Genomic DNA, 17280 nt, shown 5'->3' with positions numbered 1-17280 from the left:
ATGGAGCACACCTGGCTTGCGGTTAAAATCCGCGCTGATTATAACGGGTCTTTCCCATCATTCACTGCGAGCCTCCCATGCGCGCGATAAACAGAGCAAAAAGCTGATGTCCACCACCTGGCATGTTCTGGGCGCCGGCAGCCTCGGCACCTTATGGGCCACGCGTCTGGCGCGGGCAAATGTGCCGGTCAGGCTAATCGTGCGGGACGCTGCGCGCTTGCAAGCGTATGAGGCGGCGGGCGGGCTGACGCTGGTCGAACACGATGAAGTGCGGTGTTATCCGGTGCCCGCCGAGACACCTGACAGCCGTGAACCGATCAACCGCCTGCTGGTGGCCTGCAAAGCCTACGACGCCGAGAAGGCCGTGGCCCAACTGGCGCCTCGCCTCGCCCCCGGCGCCGAGTTGATTCTGTTGCAGAACGGTCTTGGCAGCCAGGACGCCGTCGCTGCGCAGGTGCCGCAGGCACGCTGCATTAGCGCGTCGAGCACCGAAGGCGCCTTCCGCGATGGCGACTGGCGCGTGGTGTTTGCCGGCCACGGTTACACCTGGCTAGGGGATGCCGGGCATCCCGTGGCGCCGATCTGGCTGGATGACGTGAGCGCCGCCGGGATTCCCCACGAGTGGAGCACCGACATTCTGACCAGGCTGTGGCGAAAACTGGCGCTCAACTGTGCAATCAATCCGCTGACCGTGCTGCACGATTGCCGCAATGGCGGATTACAGGAGCACCAATGCGAAGTTGCTACCCTCTGCGTCGAACTGACCGAGTTACTTGAGCGGTGTGGTCAGCCAGCAGCGGCCGAGGACCTTCAACAGGAAGTCGAACGGGTGATTCACGCGACCGCCGCCAATTACTCTTCGATGTACCAGGACGTCGCGAACCAGCGCCGGACCGAGATCAGCTATCTATTGGGTCATGCCTGCAAAGTCGCCGCGAGGCATCAGTTGAACCTGCCGCACCTCAATCAGCTTGAGTCAAGGTTGATCACCCATCTGCACAGCCTTGGATTGCCCAGCGACTGAGCAGCGGCTACGCTGGCCACTTGTTCCTTTTCAGCGACGAACCCGATGCCATTGCGCCAGCGCCTTGAAAACCTTCCGGTCGGCCAGAAATTGCTGGCTGCCCTGCTGGTGCTGTTGACCACCGTCTTGCTGGTCGCCAACCTGACCTTTATCAGCGCCGCGTACTACATCTCCCAGGAAAGCATGGCACCTCAGGCCTTGCAGACTATTGGCCGACTGGTGTCCAACCCCAGCCTGGTGTCGGAAGCGTTGCAGTCACCGCAAAGCGCCCAACGCCTGCTCAATGAACTCAACAGCTATTCCCCGCTGCGCTCGGCGGCCCTTTATGACGGCAAAGGGGAACGTCTGGCGCAGTTGCATGGCGACCAGCTGAAACTGCCAGAGCGTTACCGGCACATCGAATCCTGGCAAGCCACCGAATTTCGCAGCAATCAACTGATCACCCTGCCCCGCCCCGGCACTGCGCCTGGCCACCTGTTACTGGTCGCCAGCAGCGAACTGCCGATGGCGTTCTATACCGGCACCCTCACCGCCAGTCTCGGGATTCTGATCTTCAGTGTGTTGCTGTGGCTGGTGATTGCCCGGCAGATCAAACGCCTGATTACCCGGCCGATCCACCAGCTCGAAGAGTTGTCCCGGCAAGTGACCCGCGAAGAGAACTACGCCCTGCGCGCTTCTCGTGGCAATCACGACGAAATCGGCAGCCTCGCCGAGGCGTTCAACACCATGCTCTCGCGGATCGAAGCCCGTGAGCAGCAACTCAAACGGGCCCGGGACGATTCCCAGGCCGCTTATGACCAGGCCCAGGGCCTGGCCGAAGAAACCCGCCATACCAATCGCAAACTGGAACTCGAAGTCCAGGTGCGCAGCAAGATCGAGAAGAAACTCACCGGTTTCCAGAACTACCTCAACAGCATCATCGACTCCATGCCGTCGGCGCTGATCGCCCTCGACGAACAGCTCTATGTCACCCAATGGAATCAGGAGGCCAGCGCCCTGTCTGGCACACGCCTCGACGAAGCGCTGAACCAGCCGATCTTCCTCGCCTTCGAACCGCTCAAGCCGTTTCTGCCACAGCTCAAGCAAACCGTCGAGCAACACACGGTGGCCAAGATCGAGCGTGTCACTTGGCTCAAGGACGAAGAGCCCAAGCACTACGCGCTGACCTTCTATCCGCTGATGGGGGGTGCCGGGCGCGGTGTGGTGATCCGGATTGACGACATCACTCAGCGCCTGTCCTTGGAAGAAATGATGGTGCAGTCGGAAAAAATGCTCTCGGTCGGTGGCCTCGCCGCGGGCATGGCCCACGAGATCAACAATCCATTGGGCGCGATCCTGCACAACGTGCAAAACATCCGCCGACGTCTGTCCCCCGATCTCCCGAAGAACCTCGAACAGGCCGAGCAAGTCGGCATCGCACTTTCGACAGTCAACCAGTACCTGCAAGCGCGCGAAGTGCCGCAGTTGCTCGATGGCATCCAACAGGCGGGCGCCCGAGCGGCGAAGATCGTCACCCATATGCTCAGCTTCAGCCGTCGCAGTACCCGGCAAATGGCCCCGTGTGACCTGCCGGCACTGATCGATCAGGCGGTGGAAATCGCCGGCAACGACTTCGACCTGGCGATCGGTTTCGACTTCAAAGGGCAGGCGATCATTCGCCAGTTCGATCCAGCATTAGGGCCGGTTCCCGGAACCGCGAACGAACTGGAGCAAGTGCTGCTCAATCTGCTGAAAAACGCCGCTCAGGCGATTCACCAACGTGAGGACGACCGCGAGCCGGGACGCATCATTCTGCGTACCAAACTGAATCCGCCCTGGGCGGAAATCCAGGTTGAGGACAACGGTATCGGCATGAGTGAAAGCGTGCGCAAACGCACCTTCGAGCCGTTCTTCACCACCAAGGAAATCGGTCAGGGCACCGGCCTTGGCCTGTCGGTCTCGTATTTCATCATTACCAACAACCACAAGGGTCAGATGGAAGTGCAATCGACCCCGGGCCAAGGCACGTGTTTCACGTTGCGCCTGCCCTTGGCTGGCACACCGCTCGTCTCTCAAGAACTCAATCAACTATCGAGGTAACCATGGGCTTTCGCTTGTCGAAGATTTACACCCGCACCGGCGACAAAGGCGAAACCGGGCTGGGCGACGGCCGCCGCGTACCCAAGGACCATCCGCGCATCGAAGCCATAGGCGAGGTCGATTCGCTGAACAGCCAGGTGGGTGTGCTACTGGCCGGGTTGGCGGCGGAAAGTGGCGAGTATCCGGGTTTGAACGAAGTGATCGACGTATTGGCGCCCTGCCAGCATCGGTTGTTTGATCTGGGTGGCGAGTTGGCGATGCCGGTGTATCAGGCGCTGAACGCGGCAGAAATCGAACGTCTGGAAACCGCGATCGATGTGTGGAATGAAGAGTTGGGGCCGCTGGAGAATTTCATCTTGCCGGGTGGTTCGGCATTGATTGCCCAGGCCCATGTATGCCGAAGCCTGGCGCGCAGTGCGGAGCGGCGGTGTCAGCATTTGAATGCGGTGGAACCGTTGGCCGGGGTTGGGTTGGCGTACATCAATCGGCTGTCGGATCTGTTGTTCGTGGTGGCGCGGTTGATTGCCAAGCGCCAGGGGATTGCCGAGATTTTGTGGCAGCCGGCGACGAAACCAGAGGTTTAATCGACGTCTCCAAAGACGCCTTCGCGGGCAAGCCTCGCTCCTACAGGTTTAAAGTGTTCGCAAAATTTGTGAACGACACAAAACCTGTAGGAGCGAGGCTTGCCCGCGAAGGGGCCGTTAGCCTCACGCAGAATCAGGCCTCAGGCCAAAACGCGCGAATCCCCGCTACACCCTGCGCCCCGGCTTCCCAGGATTTCTGAAGCTGCGCCGGACCAACACCACCGAGCAAGAACACCGGTTTGCTGAAACCTTCGATCAATGCCGAGGCCTGTTCCCAGCCCAACGGCTGAGCCCCCGGATGAGTCAGGGTCGGCTGCACCGGCGACAGGGTCACAAAGTCCACCCCCATCTGCTCGGCCAACGCCAGCTCTTGCGCGTTATGGCAGGACGCCGCCAACCAGCGCGACGCCGGTAACGGGCGGCCAGCCGCCGCGTACTTGCGCAGTTGCGCGGAGGTGATGTGCCAACCGGCGGACGGGAAATCTCCCAGCCACTCGAACGGCCCCTTGATCATCAACTGCGCCTTGCCGGCACACAGCCCCGCCGCGTCCACCGCCAGATCGCGGTACTTAGGATCGTAGCCGTTGGGTGCCCGCAGCTGGATCAGCTTGATGCCGCCAGCGATGGCTTTTTGAATACCGCGCAGCAAGGCCGGGGTTTCCAGGTCTTCCGGGGTTATCAAATACTGCGCGGGTAACCGCGCAGCCGCGACAATCGGCTGGTTGGCCGCCGGGAACTCGTAGTTCAGCAGATCGCGGGGCGCGACCCATTCCAACGGCTGACCTTCGGCGCCGTGCGGATCGCCGGTAAAGGACGAGACTTCCCAAACGTCCAGCAACACTTGCTTGTCCGGGTAGTCGTGCCGGACCTTGATCAGCGGGCGAGCTGCGTTGACCACGATGCCCAACTCTTCATGAAGCTCGCGAGCCAAGGCGGTTTCGACGGATTCGTCTGCCTCGACCTTGCCACCTGGAAATTCCCACAGGCCGCCCTGGTGCTGGGTGTCGGCGCGGCGGGCGATGAGGATCTTGCCACTGCTATCACGGATAACAGCGGCCGCTACGTGGACTCGTTTCACCGCTCGACTTCCTCCAGACCCGTCTTCTGCCAAGCCTTGAAGGCTGGCCATTGGTAGATGGTTTCAACGTAGGCCGCGTCCGCTGCGGGCAGCCTCACCTGATAGGTGCGCAGGCGCACGGCGATCGGTGCGAAGAAGGCATCGGCCAGGGTCGCGCCACCAAACAGGAACGGACCGGTTTCGGTGGCGGCGGCGCGGCACTCGGCCCACAACGCCAACATGCGCTCAATGTCGGCCTGGACGTCAGTCGGCGTCGGTGACAGTGCAGCGTCGTGGCTCAGGTCGAACGGCATGTTGCCGCGCATGGCGAAGAAACCGCTGTGCATCTGCGCGCAGGCCGAACGCGCCTGGGCACGGGCGGCGATGTCTTTGGGCCAGAGATCGGCGTCGGGAAACTGCTCTGCCAGATACTCGGCAATCGCCAGGGAGTCGGCGATGGTGCCGTGTTCGGTTTTCAGCAACGGGACTTTCGCGGTTGGCGAGTGCTTGAGCAGGCGCTCACGCGTATCCGGCTGGTTCAACTTGATCAGTTCTTCGGTGTAAGGGGCGCCGGCCAGGTCGAGGGCCAACGCGCCGCGCAGGGACCAGGAGGAAAGCAGTTTGTCGCCGATGATCAGGTGGAGGCTCATGTTCGGGACCTTTTGATGGAGGGAATAAGCCAGTCTATGCAGTAACTGACAGACCGTCTCGCGAGCAAGCTCGCTCCCACAGGGTTAGCGCAGGTCCTGTGGGAGCGAGCTTGCTCGCGATTGGAGCGACTCGGTCTTAAGTACGGTATTCGGCGTTGATCTTCACGTATTCGTGGGACAGGTCGGTGGTCCAGATGGTTTCGCTGCAATCGCCGCGTCCCAGTTCGATACGGATCGTGATTTCTTCCTGCTGCATCACGGCCGCGCCCTGGGCTTCGGTATAGGTCGATGCGCGAGCGCCACGGCTGGCGATGCACACTTCACCGAGGAACACGTCAATTTTGCTTACGTCCAGATTCGGCACGCCGGCACGGCCCACGGCAGCCAGAATGCGGCCCCAGTTCGGGTCGGAGGCGAACAGTGCGGTTTTGATCAGCGGCGAGTGAGCCACGGTGTAACCGACGTCCAGGCATTCCTGGTGATTGCCGCCGCCGTTGACTTCAACGGTCACAAACTTGGTCGCGCCTTCGCCGTCACGAACGATGGCCTGGGCCACGTCCATGCAGACTTCGAACACGGCCTGTTTCAGCTTGGCGAACAAATCTCCGCTGGCTGCAGTGATTTCCGGCAGTGCCGCCTGACCGGTGGCGATCAGCATGCAGCAGTCGTTGGTCGAGGTGTCGCCGTCGATGGTGATGCGGTTGAACGACTTGTTGGCACCGTCCAGCAGCAGGTTTTGCAGCACGTCGCGGGCGACTTTGGCGTCGGTGGCGATGTAGCCGAGCATGGTCGCCATGTTCGGGCGGATCATGCCCGCCCCTTTGCTGATACCGGTGACGGTGATGGTCACGCCGTCATGCTGGAACTGGCGGCTGGCACCTTTGGGCAGGGTATCGGTGGTCATGATGCCGGTGGCGGCAGCTTCCCAGTTGTTGACCGACAGGTCGTCGATAGCCGCTTGCAACGCGCCTTCGATTTTCTCGACCGGCAGCGGCTCGCCGATGACACCGGTGGAGTACGGCAGCACCAGGCTGGCGTCGACGCCGGTCAGCTCAGCCAGTTTGGCGCACGTGCGCTCGGCAGCGGCAAGGCCCGGTTCGCCAGTGCCGGCGTTGGCATTGCCGGTATTGGTCAGCAAGTAACGCACCGGACCTTGAACACGCTGCTTGGCCAGGATCACGGGAGCGGCGCAAAAGGCGTTCAGGGTAAACACGCCAGCGACCGTGGAACCTTCGGCACAGCGCATGACCACGACATCCTTGCGCCCTGGGCGCTTGATGCCAGCCGAGGCGATACCGAGTTCAAAACCGGCAACCGGGTGCAACGTTGGCAAAGGACCAAGACCAACAGCCATGAATGCGCTCCTTAATAAATGATGTCAGCACCGCTTTCAGGAAGAACGGTGGTTTAAATGGCAAAACGCCGCGACGGCATTAGCCGGTCGCGGCGCGGGTATTTCAGCGTATGAAACGGGTTTTACTGGATCTGCCCGTGGCAATGCTTGAACTTCTTGCCCGAACCGCAATAGCAAAGCTCGTTACGGCCCAGCTTCTGTTCGTTGCGTACCGGAGCGGTGGCAAGGGCGACATCGACCTCTTCACCCAGCAGTTCCGGTTGCTCAAGACCCGGTGCTTCGTCGTGCTGGAACTGCATGCGCGCCGCCAGTGCTTCGGCTTCCTGACGCAGGCGTTGCTCTTCTTCGATCGGATCTTCGCGGCGAACCTGGACGTGGGACAGCACACGGATCGAGTCGCGCTTGATCGAATCCAGCAGCTCGGAGAACAGCGTGAAGGACTCGCGCTTGTATTCTTGCTTCGGGTTCTTCTGTGCATAACCACGCAAGTGGATGCCGTGACGCAGGTGATCCATGGTCGACAGGTGATCTTTCCACAGGTCGTCGAGCACACGCAGAACGATTTGCTTCTCGAAGGTGCGCAGCGCTTCGGCGCTCGCCTGCTCTTCTTTTTCGTTGTACGCGGCCAGCAGCTCGGTCATGAGCTTCTCGCGCAGGGTTTCTTCGTACAGGTGATCGTCTTCGTCGAGCCATTTCTGGATCGGCAACGCCACACCGAAGTCGCTCTGCAACGCCGCTTCCAGACCGGCCACGTCCCACTGCTCAGGCAGCGATTGCGGTGGAATGTGTGCGCTGACGGTGGCGTTGAGCACGTCCTGACGGAAGTCGGCGATGGTTTCGCCGATGTTGTCGGCGGCCAACAAACTGTTACGCATGTGATAGATCACTTTACGTTGTTCGTTGTTGACGTCGTCGAACTCGAGCAGTTGCTTACGAATGTCGAAGTTGCGGCCTTCAACTTTGCGCTGAGCTTTCTCGATGGCGTTGGTCACCATGCGGTGCTCGATCGCTTCACCTGGCTGCATGCCCAGGGCCTTCATGAAGTTCTTCACCCGATCAGAGGCGAAGATGCGCATCAGGCTGTCTTCCAGCGACAGGTAGAAACGGCTGGAACCGGCATCACCCTGACGACCGGCACGACCACGCAGCTGGTTGTCGATACGGCGCGATTCGTGACGCTCGGAAGCAATCACCTGCAAACCGCCCGACTCGAGCACTTGCTGGTGACGTTTCTGCCAGTCGGCCTTGATCTGGGCAATCTGCTCAGGGGTCGGGTCTTCCAGGGTTGCCACTTCCACTTCCCAGTTACCGCCCAACAGAATGTCGGTACCACGACCGGCCATGTTGGTGGCGATGGTCAGTGCGCCGGGGCGACCGGCCTGGGCAATGATCTCGGCTTCTTTTTCGTGGAACTTGGCGTTGAGGACCTTGTGTTCGATGCCTTCCTTCTCGAGCAGACTGGACATGTGCTCGGAAGTTTCGATGGTTGCAGTACCCACCAGCACCGGACGGCCCTGGGTCATGCATTCCTTGATGTCGGTGATGATCGCCGCGTATTTCTCTTCGGCGGTCAGGAACACCAGGTCGTTGTAGTCCTTACGCGCCAGCGGTTTGTTCGGCGGGATCACCATCACCGACAGACCGTAGATCTGGTGGAATTCGAACGCTTCGGTGTCAGCGGTACCGGTCATGCCGGACAGCTTGTTGTACAGACGGAAGTAGTTCTGGAACGTGGTCGAGGCCAGCGTCTGGCTTTCGGCCTGAATGTTCAGGTTTTCCTTGGCTTCGATAGCCTGGTGCAGGCCTTCGGACAGACGGCGACCCGGCATGGTACGACCGGTGTGTTCGTCTACCAGAACGACCTGGCCGTCCTGCACGATGTATTCGACGTTGCGATTGAACAGCTTGTGCGCACGCAGACCGGCATAAACGTGGGTCAGCAGGCCCAGGTTATGCGAAGAGTACAGGCTCTCGCCTTCAGCCAGCAGGCCAACGCGGGTCAGCATGTCTTCGATGAACTGGTGACCGGCTTCGTTGAGCTCGACCTGACGGGTCTTCTCGTCGACGGTGTAGTGGCCGGCCTTGGTGACTTCGCCTTCCACTTCTTCGATGTGCAATTCCAGCTGCGGGATCAGTTTGTTGATCTCGATGTACAGCTTGGAGCTGTCCTCGGCCTGACCGGAAATGATCAGCGGGGTACGGGCTTCGTCGATGAGGATGGAGTCGACTTCGTCGATCACGGCAAAATTGAGTTCGCGCTGGAATTTTTCTTCCATGCTGAACGCCATGTTGTCGCGCAGGTAGTCGAAACCATATTCGTTGTTGGTGCCGTAGGTGATGTCGGCAGCATAGGCCGCACGCTTCTCTTCCGGCGGCTGGAACGGCGTCACCACGCCGACCGTCATCCCGAGGAATTCGTAGAGCGGACGCATCCAGTTGGCGTCACGACGGGCCAGGTAGTCGTTCACCGTCACAACGTGCACGCCCTTGCCGGACAGCGCGTTGAGGTAAACGCCCAGTGTTGCCACCAAGGTCTTGCCTTCACCGGTGCGCATTTCCGCGATCATGCCTTCATGCAAGGTCATGCCGCCGATCAGCTGGACATCGAAGTGGCGCATACCCATGACGCGCTTACCGGCTTCGCGGGCGACCGCAAAGGCTTCTGGCAGCAGCTTGTCGAGGGTTTCCCCTTTGGCGATGCGGGCCTTGAACTCATCTGTCTTGGCACGCAATTGATCGTCCGAAAGGGCCACCATTTGCTCTTCGAAGGCATTGACGAGTTGCACCGTCTTGAGCATGCGTTTGACTTCACGCTCGTTCTTGCTTCCAAAAAGTTTCTTTAACAAAGGCGCAAACATATCGGCAGGATCTTCCACACTAAAGGGATGGAGGGCGGCCCCGTGAGTCGCCCGTGCAGCCCTCATGGCCGCATGCGAACGAGCATTCTACCCGGAAACGATGGTGAGGAAAGTGGCGTTATTCCACGATGCTGGCACAGCGCTGTGACGGGGCTCACTTAAAATAAGGGCTTTTTGCTGAACTTCAAGCCATTCACGGCACAAGTTACTTGTTGATTTAATGGGTAAAGCGCTCGCAAAGCAATGGATCGGGTGCAGGGGGTGCTTTCTGCTACCATGGCGGCTCTGTTACTTCAGGTGTCTGATCATGGCATTTCGCCCTCTTACGGCCAGAGCACCCGCCGTTCTGCTTCGCGAAGCCAAACCGTTGAAAGCCATCTTCGGCCACGCTCAACGCCTGGGTCATTTACAACGTCTGCTGGAAAGCCAATTACAGCCCGCCGCCCGCGAGCATTGCCATGTGGCGTCGTGGCGCGAAGGCAGTTTGTTGCTGATAGTGACCGACGGTCATTGGGCAACCCGCCTGCGTTATCAACAAAAGCGTCTGCAACGGCAATTGCAGATGTTCGATGAATTTGCCAGTTTGACGCGGATTCTGTTCAAGGTTCAGCCACCGACTGTTCAGCAAGGGGCGGCTGGCCATACCATCAGCTTGTCCACCGACGCAGGCGCGACCATTCAGGCCACGGCCGATGGGATCAGCGATCCGAATTTGCGGGCGGCTCTGGAACGATTGGCGGCGCACGCCAAACCCAAGGCATGACCTAGACCCATGTGGGAGCGAGCTTGCTCGCTATAGCGGTTTACGATCAGCAGAGATGTTGACTGGTCCGCCGCTATCGCGAGCAAGCTCGCTCCCACATTGACTGTGCCCGCTTAAGATTTATTCAGCGGCGTTTGCTGCCACCGAGCAACGAGCCCATCAACCCGCGTACCAACTGTCGGCCCAATTGATTGGCCGCCTGTCGCATCGCTGATTTCAGTGCCTGCCCCGCCGCCGTACCGAGGAACTCCCCAGCCTTGTCGGTGAAGCTTGGCTCTTCGACTGCCGGTTTTTCCGGAACAGCCTCAGGCTCTGGCGCCAACCCTTTGCGTCCCATCAGCACTTCATAGGCCGATTCACGATCGATCGGTTTGTCATACCGCCCCTTGAACGGCGAACTTGCAATCAGCACCGTGCGTTCCGCCTCGCTCAGTGGCCCGATCCGCGATTGCGGCGGCGCAACCAACACCCGCTGAACCCTCTCCGGCGTGCCCTTGTCCTGCAAAGTGCCCACCAGCGCCTCGCCAATCCCAAGCTCGGTCAGCACCGACAAGGCATCGAACGCCGGGTTCGGCCGGAAGCCCTCGGCCACCGCTCGCAGGGATTTCTGCTCCTTGGCGGTGAACGCGCGCAAGCCATGCTGAATGCGCAGACCGAGCTGAGCCAGCACGTCATCCGGCAAGTCGCCCGGCGATTGGGTGACGAAATACACGCCAACGCCTTTCGAGCGAATCAGTCGCACCACCTGCTCAAGGCGATCCTGCAACGCCTTTGGCGTACCCGCGAACAATAAATGTGCTTCATCAAAAAACAGCGCCAGCAGGGGTTTGTCCGAATCGCCGCGCTCTGGCAATTGCTCGAACAGTTCGGCCAGTAGCCACAACAGGAACGTCGCGTAGACCTTCGGCGCTTCGTGCACCAGACGGCTGGCATCGAGCAAGTGAATGCGCCCGCGGCCATCGGCGGTCGGCTGCAGAATGTCTTCGAGTTGCAGCGCCGGCTCGCCGAACAGCGCTTCTGCGCCCTGCTGTTCCAGGGTCGCCAGACGCCGCAACAGCGCCTGGCTGGAACCGGTGGTCATCAACGCGGCGTCGTCACCGAGCAATTCGGGGTTGTCACGCAGGTGATTGAGCAGTGCCTTCAGATCCTTGAGGTCCAGCAGCAACAGCCCTTCACGATCCGCCACCTTGAACGCGGCATACAGCGTCGACTGTTGACTGTCGGTCAGCTCCAGCAGGCTGCCCAACAACAATGGCCCCATTTCGCTCAAGGTTGTACGCAGTGGATGGCCGGACTGACCGTGAATGTCCCACAGGGTCACCGGATACGCTTGAGGTGTGTGGTTCAGCCAGGGCATTCCGGCAATCCGCTCGGCGATTTTGCCTTGAGGATTGCCGGCGGCGCCCAGACCGCACAGGTCACCCTTGATATCGGCGGCAAACACCGCCACGCCGGCATCGCTGAAGGCTTCGGCCATACGTTGCAAGGTGACGGTTTTGCCCGTCCCGGTGGCGCCCGCGACCAAACCATGACGGTTCGCCAGACGCATGGCCTGGGCAATGGGTTGCCCGGCGAGATCGGCACCGATAACGAGTTGCAATGAGTCAGGCATTTGGTCACCCATGGTTAATCTTTAATCCTTTACGGCCGATAGAAATAAGCGAGAGACCCAACTGAAAGCAAGGTCCGACATTCCTCATGGAGAGCAGGAGTTATCGAATCGCTCCATTGCGCGCCCATTTTGCGCGCATTAACAGCAGCACGCCCCGAACAATAAGACCTTAGCGGACACCCCTATCCATGAACAAAAATCTGCGCTTCAGCCATAAAATCCTGCTTGCCGCCGCCCTCATCGTCATTGCCGCCTTCGCCTCGTTCACGCTGTACATCGACTATTTGCAGCGCAACGCCATTCGCGCAGATCTGGATAACTACCTCAACGAGATGGGAGACGTCACCGCCAACAACATCCAGACCTGGCTGGCCGGTCGTATCCTGCTGATCGATAACCTCGCCCAGAACATCGCCATCAACCCCGAGCAGGCCACCGTTTCCAGCCTGCTTGAGCAGAAAGCCCTGACGTCGACCTTCATGGCGTCCTACCTGGGCGACGCCACTGGCCACTTCACCATCCGCCCGGATGCGAAGATGCCCGATGGCTTCGACCCACGGGTTCGCCCTTGGTACAAAGGCGCCGAAAGCAGCAGCACCGCAACCCTGACCGAACCCTACATCGACGCGGCCACCGGTCAGACCATCATCTCGATCGCCACCGCCTCGAAAAAGGCCGGACAAAGCGTGGGTGTGGTGGGCGGCGACCTGAGCCTGCAAACTTTGATCGACACCCTCAGCGCCCGCGACTTCGACGGCATGGGTTACGCCTTTCTGGTGAGCGCCGACGGCAAGATTCTGGTCCACCCGGACAAAGCCATGGTGATGAAGTCTCTGAGCGAGGCGTACCCGAAAAATACCCCGCGCATCAGCAGCGACTTCAGTGAAGTGGACGTCGATGGCAAGCCCCGCATTGTCACCTTCACCCCCATCAAAGGCCTGCCATCGGTCAACTGGTACATCGGTCTGTCGGTGGATAAAGACAAAGCCTTCTCGATGCTCAGCGAATTCCGCGCCTCGGCGGTCGTTGCGACGGTCATTGCCGTGGCCATCATCATCGCCCTGCTGGGCATGCTGATCCGCATCCTGATCCAGCCGCTGCATGTGATGACTCGTGCCATGGCAGACATCGCCGACGGCGAAGGCGACCTGACCAAACGCCTGACCATCCAGAACAACGACGAATTCGGTGTCCTCGGCACCGCGTTCAATCGTTTCGTGGAGCGCATTCACGGGTCGATCCGCGAAGTATCGTCGGCCACCGGGCAAGTCAACGAGGTGGCGTTGCGTGTAGTGGCGGCTTCGAACTCGTCGATGTTCAACTCCGACCAACAGGCTTCGCGCACCAGCAGCGTGGCCGCGGCGATCAACCAGCTCGGCGCCGCCGCTCAGGAAATCGCCCGTAACGCAGCGCAAGCATCGAGTCAAGCCAGCGATGCCCGCAGCCTCGCCGAAGACGGCCAGCAAGTGGTGGACCGCAGCATTGCCGCGATGAATCAGCTGTCGAGCATGCTCAGCGCCTCGAGCACCAACATTGAATCGCTGAACAGCAAAACCGTGAACATCGGGCAGATTCTCGAAGTGATCACCAGCATCTCCCAGCAAACCAACCTGCTGGCGCTCAACGCAGCCATCGAAGCGGCGCGTGCCGGTGAAGCCGGTCGCGGTTTTGCGGTGGTTGCAGACGAGGTTCGTAACCTGGCGCACCGCACTCAGGAATCGGCGCAGCAGGTGCAGACCATGATTGAGGAGTTGCAAATCGGCGCCCGCGAATCCGTCAGCACCATGAGCGAGAGCCAACGCCACAGTCAGGACAGCGTCGAAATCGCCAACCTGGCCGGTGAGCGTTTGAACAGCGTGACGTTGCGTATTGGCGAGATTGACGGGATGAATCAGTCGGTGGCGACAGCGACCGAGGAACAGACTGCCGTGGTTGAATCGATCAACGTCGACATTACCGAGATCAATACACTGAATCAGGAAGGGGTGGAAAACCTGCAGTCGACGTTGCGGGCGTGTTCGGATCTTGAGCAGCAAGCGGCGCGGTTGAAGCAGTTGGTGGGCAGTTTCCGTATCTGACGTTTCACGGACACTGTGGCGAGGGAGCTTGCTCCCTCGCCACACGACTGTCCAAAGCCCTTGGCTTCGCCACAAAACCCCAACCGAACATCTATCCTTCATAAAGGTCAACCAAGGGAGAACAACGGACCGGAGGGATGTTCATCGTGCATATCGCTGACATAACCATGTTCTACGCCCCTGCCAGCGGTGGCGTGCGCACTTATCTGGATGCAAAACACCGTCGCCTGGGCATCAAGCCGGGCATTCGCCACAGTCTGCTGATCCCTGGGGCTTATTTAAGCAAACAGGATGGTATTTACACGGTTCCGGCCCCCGCCCTGCCCTTCGGCAAGGGTTATCGCTTCCCCCTCCGTCTCGCACCCTGGCGCAATGTTCTGCAGGATTTACAGCCCGACCTGATCGAGGTCGGCGATCCCTATCTCACCGCATGGGCGGCCCTCGACGCTCGGCGGCAACTCGATGTTCCTGTGATCGGTTTTTATCACTCGGACCTGCCGCTGCTGGTCAGTAATCGCATGGGCAACTGGGTCACAACCAACGTCGAAGCCTATGTCAGCAAGCTTTATGGCAACTTCGATCGGGTTCTGGCGCCAAGCCAGGTCATGGCTGACAAACTGATTGCGCTGGGGGTGAAAAACGTTTTCGTTCAACCGCTGGGCGTCGACTTGCACACCTTCCATCCCAATGCCCGGGACCCGGGTCTGCGGGCCGAATTGGGCATCGATGAAAACACTCATTTGCTGATCTTCGCCGGGCGCGGCGCCAAGGAAAAAAACCTGCCGGTGCTGCTCGACTGCATGAAATGCCTGGGCCGACGCTATCACCTGCTGCTGGTCGGTTCGTCGATGCCGGCCGCAGTGCCCGACAACGTCACCGTGGTAGATGGGTTCTGTCCGGCAGCACAGGTGGCGCAATTGATGGCCAGCGCCGATGCGCTGCTGCATGCCGGCGATCAGGAAACCTTCGGCCTGGTGATTCTTGAAGCCATGGCCAGTGGCATTCCGGTGGTGGCCGTGGCGGCCGGGGCCTTTCAGGAAATCATCACCGAGCAATGCGGCCTGCTCTGCCCGCCGAATAATCCATTGGCGATGGCCGACGCCGTTCGCGAACTGTTCAGCTCGGGCAGCGTCGTGTTGGGCAAACAAGCCCGCAGCCATGTCGAGCGGCATTACTCTTGGGACACGGTGGTCAACAGCCTGCTGGGGCATTATCGCGCCGTACTTGGCAGCCACTTGCCGCTGACCGCCAATGGTTGAGCCCATGAACCCGCCCAGCCTGATACTCGTCCTGCACGACGTCGCACCGCAAACCTGGGCCGATTACCAACCCTTTGTCGAAGCTGTCGACGCCCTGGGCGAGGTGCCGATGACCTGGCTGGTCGTGCCGAATTTGCACAAGCACAACGATCTGGTGGAGCATCCGGGGTTTCGACGTTTGCTCACCCGTCGTATCGCCCGAGGTGACGAACTGGCATTGCACGGGTACTTTCATTGCGATGAAGAGCCCACTCCCACTACGCCACGAGACTGGTTCATGCGCCGGATTTACACCCACGAAGGCGAGTTTTACAGCCTGTCTCAAGAAGCCGCTCTTGCCCGCCTGCGCGCCGGCATCGAAGTGTTCCACCGTTATAACTGGCCGCTGGAGGGTTTCGTCGCCCCGGCCTGGCTGATGAGCGAAGGGACGCGCCAGGCCTTGCGCCAGTTACCCCTCAGTTACACCAGCGATCCGCAGCACCTGTATCGTCTGCCGGACTTCACCGCCGTTGATGCTCCAGGCCTGGTCTGGAGTGCGCGCAGTGCCTGGCGCCGGGGGGTGTCGAAACTCGTCAGCCATCAACGCGAACAACGCTGGCGGCACGCACCGATGATTCGTCTCGGCCTGCACCCGGTCGATATGCGCCATGAGTTCTCGCGCACTTACTGGCTGCAAACCCTCAAGCGCTTGCTCGATGAGGGTCGTGTGCCGATGACCAAGTCACGCTGGCTGGCGCTGCAAAGCGATCGTATGGGTCGCGCCGCATGAGTCGCGGGATTCTGCTGCTCGTCGCGCTGCTTGCTGCGGTGCTGATTCCGTCGCTGCTGGGCGGTAACGAAACCTGGTATCGACTGCAAAGCTTTCCGCTGAGATGGCTGCTGATCATGTTCGGCATGATCCTGCTGTGCTGGGTGCTGAACACGATGCGCTTGCGTCTGTTGCTAGGGGATCAGCGCAACAAAGTGGGCCCGTTCAAAAGTCTCGGGGTGGTGATGGCCGCCGAATTCGCCTATTGCGCCACACCCGGTGGCAGCGGTGGTCCGCTGACCATCATGGCGCTGCTGGCGCGCAACGGCGTGCGTCCGGCCAGAGGCAGCGCCGTGTTTGCCATGGATCAGCTGAGCGATTTACTGTTTTTTCTCTGCGCGCTGAGCGGGATCCTGATCTATGCGTTATTCCAGCACCTCAGCCAACGCATGGAATGGCTGCTGACCGTCAGCGCCATTTCAATGTTCGGCGGGTTGTTCAGTTGTGTGGTGGTTGCCCGCTACCATCGAATGCTGATTCGCCTGAGCGGTCGGTTGCTCGCTCGCCTCAATGTCAAAGCCACCACGCGCCTGCGCTGGGCGCGAAAACTCCTACACTTCCTCGCGGCCTTTGCTGACACGCTGAAATTGCCCTTTCAGACGTTGATCACGGTGTTTGCCCTGACCTGCTTGCATTGGCTCCTGCGTTATAGCGTGCTGTATCTGGCGTTGCGCGGACTAGGGGCGGATTTGCAGTGGGCCTGGAGTTTTCTGATCCAGATGCTTTCGCTGAGTGCGGGACAGTTCAGCCTGTTACCGGGCGGTGCCGGAGCGGCAGAGTTGACTTCGGCGGCACTGCTGGCGCCGATGGTGGGAAAATCCACCGCGGCGGCGGCGATTCTGATCTGGCGGGCGGTGACCTATTACTTCTATCTGGTGGTGGGTGGCCCGGTGTTTTTGCTGATGCTCGGGCGGCCGCTGCTGAAGAAGTTGATGAAATTCAAGCAGGCGTAGGCTTGTCGTCGGGTTCTTGCTGCAACTGTTCCCACAACTCGGCAGCACCGGGAAACTCCGTGCCGTCTTCGGGGTTCATGTCATCCGGGTCGTAGCGACTCAGACAGCCCTCACCCAACGTGGCGGGTGCCCTGGAAGTGGCTTTATCCAGTGGATCGGCCATGGCCATGTCCTCTATTTACCCAGATCGTTCCCATTCTG

General features: G+C 60.1%; 14 protein-coding genes and 1 pseudogene. 9 read left to right on the top strand and 6 right to left on the bottom strand.

Translation table 11 applies throughout. From position 1 onward, the window contains the following. Positions 1 to 106: 106 nt before the first annotated feature. The 3 genes from ACYZTR_RS07150 to ACYZTR_RS07140 are packed head-to-tail and all read left to right on the top strand — an operon-like array spanning position 107 to position 3687. Positions 107 to 1024: a putative 2-dehydropantoate 2-reductase gene (locus ACYZTR_RS07150; RefSeq protein WP_461977599.1), complete on the top strand. Its 918-nt coding sequence runs from the start codon at positions 107 to 109 to the stop codon at positions 1022 to 1024. A 45-nt stretch (positions 1025 to 1069) separates the two neighbouring features. Next, positions 1070 to 3103: a sensor histidine kinase gene (locus ACYZTR_RS07145; RefSeq protein ID WP_461977597.1), complete on the top strand. Its 2034-nt coding sequence runs from the start codon at positions 1070 to 1072 to the stop codon at positions 3101 to 3103. 2 nt (positions 3104 to 3105) lie between these two features. After that, positions 3106 to 3687 carry a cob(I)yrinic acid a,c-diamide adenosyltransferase gene (locus ACYZTR_RS07140; RefSeq protein WP_461977595.1) on the top strand — a complete coding sequence of 194 codons (582 nt, stop codon included), beginning with the start codon at positions 3106 to 3108 and terminating at the stop codon, positions 3685 to 3687. 133 nt (positions 3688 to 3820) lie between these two features. Here ACYZTR_RS07140 and ACYZTR_RS07135 read toward each other — a convergent pair whose 3' ends face one another. The 4 genes from ACYZTR_RS07135 to secA form a co-directional block, all read right to left on the bottom strand. Then, entirely contained in the window at positions 3821 to 4765 is a 945-nt protein-coding gene (locus tag ACYZTR_RS07135; protein WP_461977593.1) for a Nudix family hydrolase, read from the bottom strand. After that, the gene (locus ACYZTR_RS07130) at positions 4762 to 5394 is read right to left on the bottom strand and encodes a glutathione S-transferase family protein (protein WP_461977591.1); all 633 of its coding nucleotides are present in this window, start codon (positions 5392 to 5394) and stop codon (positions 4762 to 4764) included. Before ACYZTR_RS07130 ends, ACYZTR_RS07135 begins: the two co-directional genes overlap by 4 nt. 136 nt (positions 5395 to 5530) lie before the next feature. Next, entirely contained in the window at positions 5531 to 6748 is a 1218-nt protein-coding gene (gene argJ, locus ACYZTR_RS07125; protein WP_461969158.1) for a bifunctional glutamate N-acetyltransferase/amino-acid acetyltransferase ArgJ, read from the bottom strand. Positions 6749 to 6870: 122 nt separating this feature from the next. Continuing rightward, positions 6871 to 9606, bottom strand: coding sequence for a preprotein translocase subunit SecA (gene secA, locus ACYZTR_RS07120; protein ID WP_461977589.1), 2736 nt, complete (start codon positions 9604 to 9606; stop codon positions 6871 to 6873). A 307-nt stretch (positions 9607 to 9913) separates the two neighbouring features. Here secA and ACYZTR_RS07115 point away from each other — a divergent pair, with 307 nt between their 5' ends. Beyond that, a complete protein-coding gene (locus ACYZTR_RS07115) occupies positions 9914 to 10369 on the top strand; it encodes a DUF721 domain-containing protein (RefSeq protein ID WP_111451433.1) in 456 nt (151 codons plus the stop codon). A gap of 124 nt (positions 10370 to 10493) precedes the next feature. Here the strand turns inward: ACYZTR_RS07115 and ACYZTR_RS07110 are convergent, their stop codons facing one another. Continuing rightward, on the bottom strand, positions 10494 to 11981 hold the full coding sequence (locus ACYZTR_RS07110) for a helicase HerA-like domain-containing protein (protein ID WP_461977586.1): 1488 nt from the start codon (positions 11979 to 11981) through the stop codon (positions 10494 to 10496). 188 nt (positions 11982 to 12169) lie between these two features. Between ACYZTR_RS07110 and ACYZTR_RS07105 the strand changes: the two are divergent. The 5 genes and pseudogenes from ACYZTR_RS07105 to ACYZTR_RS07085 all read left to right on the top strand — a co-directional run. Beyond that, positions 12170 to 13201: pseudogene (locus tag ACYZTR_RS07105) on the top strand (HAMP domain-containing protein); the annotation flags it as partial. Between the two features lie 93 nt (positions 13202 to 13294). Continuing rightward, a complete protein-coding gene (locus ACYZTR_RS07100) occupies positions 13295 to 14059 on the top strand; it encodes a methyl-accepting chemotaxis protein (protein WP_461979610.1) in 765 nt (254 codons plus the stop codon). A 137-nt stretch (positions 14060 to 14196) separates the two neighbouring features. Further along, the gene (locus ACYZTR_RS07095; protein ID WP_461977584.1) at positions 14197 to 15318 is read left to right on the top strand and encodes a glycosyltransferase family 4 protein; all 1122 of its coding nucleotides are present in this window, start codon (positions 14197 to 14199) and stop codon (positions 15316 to 15318) included. Then, entirely contained in the window at positions 15311 to 16087 is a 777-nt protein-coding gene (locus ACYZTR_RS07090; RefSeq protein ID WP_461977582.1) for a DUF2334 domain-containing protein, read from the top strand. The genes ACYZTR_RS07095 and ACYZTR_RS07090 overlap by 8 nt, the downstream gene beginning before the upstream one ends. After that, the gene (locus tag ACYZTR_RS07085) at positions 16084 to 17079 is read left to right on the top strand and encodes a lysylphosphatidylglycerol synthase transmembrane domain-containing protein (protein WP_461977580.1); all 996 of its coding nucleotides are present in this window, start codon (positions 16084 to 16086) and stop codon (positions 17077 to 17079) included. The genes ACYZTR_RS07090 and ACYZTR_RS07085 overlap by 4 nt, the downstream gene beginning before the upstream one ends. Here ACYZTR_RS07085 and ACYZTR_RS07080 read toward each other — a convergent pair. Further along, on the bottom strand, positions 17066 to 17242 hold the full coding sequence (locus ACYZTR_RS07080; RefSeq protein ID WP_461969145.1) for a hypothetical protein: 177 nt from the start codon (positions 17240 to 17242) through the stop codon (positions 17066 to 17068). The genes ACYZTR_RS07085 and ACYZTR_RS07080 overlap by 14 nt on opposite strands. Positions 17243 to 17280 lie beyond the last annotated feature (38 nt).

This window comes from Pseudomonas sp. Hz4, assembly GCF_054898165.1.
Note: the sequence above shows the minus strand (reverse complement) of the source record. Positions and strands in the feature narration are given on the sequence as shown.

Excerpts from the sequence above, each read along its gene's own strand:
- ACYZTR_RS07100 (WP_461979610.1), top strand. The coding sequence starts at position 13,295 with ATGTTCAACTCCGACCAACAGGCTTCGCGCACCAGCAGCGTGGCCGCG.
- ACYZTR_RS07095 (WP_461977584.1), top strand. The coding sequence starts at position 14,197 with ATGTTCATCGTGCATATCGCTGACATAACCATGTTCTACGCCCCTGCC.
- ACYZTR_RS07140 (WP_461977595.1), top strand. The coding sequence starts at position 3,106 with ATGGGCTTTCGCTTGTCGAAGATTTACACCCGCACCGGCGACAAAGGC.
- ACYZTR_RS07110 (WP_461977586.1), bottom strand. The coding sequence starts at position 11,981 with ATGCCTGACTCATTGCAACTCGTTATCGGTGCCGATCTCGCCGGGCAA.
- ACYZTR_RS07145 (WP_461977597.1), top strand. The coding sequence starts at position 1,070 with ATGCCATTGCGCCAGCGCCTTGAAAACCTTCCGGTCGGCCAGAAATTG.
- secA (WP_461977589.1), bottom strand. The coding sequence starts at position 9,606 with ATGTTTGCGCCTTTGTTAAAGAAACTTTTTGGAAGCAAGAACGAGCGT.
- ACYZTR_RS07085 (WP_461977580.1), top strand. The coding sequence starts at position 16,084 with ATGAGTCGCGGGATTCTGCTGCTCGTCGCGCTGCTTGCTGCGGTGCTG.
- ACYZTR_RS07150 (WP_461977599.1), top strand. The coding sequence starts at position 107 with ATGTCCACCACCTGGCATGTTCTGGGCGCCGGCAGCCTCGGCACCTTA.
- ACYZTR_RS07130 (WP_461977591.1), bottom strand. The coding sequence starts at position 5,394 with ATGAGCCTCCACCTGATCATCGGCGACAAACTGCTTTCCTCCTGGTCC.
- ACYZTR_RS07115 (WP_111451433.1), top strand. The coding sequence starts at position 9,914 with ATGGCATTTCGCCCTCTTACGGCCAGAGCACCCGCCGTTCTGCTTCGC.
- argJ (WP_461969158.1), bottom strand. The coding sequence starts at position 6,748 with ATGGCTGTTGGTCTTGGTCCTTTGCCAACGTTGCACCCGGTTGCCGGT.
- ACYZTR_RS07090 (WP_461977582.1), top strand. The coding sequence starts at position 15,311 with ATGGTTGAGCCCATGAACCCGCCCAGCCTGATACTCGTCCTGCACGAC.
- ACYZTR_RS07080 (WP_461969145.1), bottom strand. The coding sequence starts at position 17,242 with ATGGCCGATCCACTGGATAAAGCCACTTCCAGGGCACCCGCCACGTTG.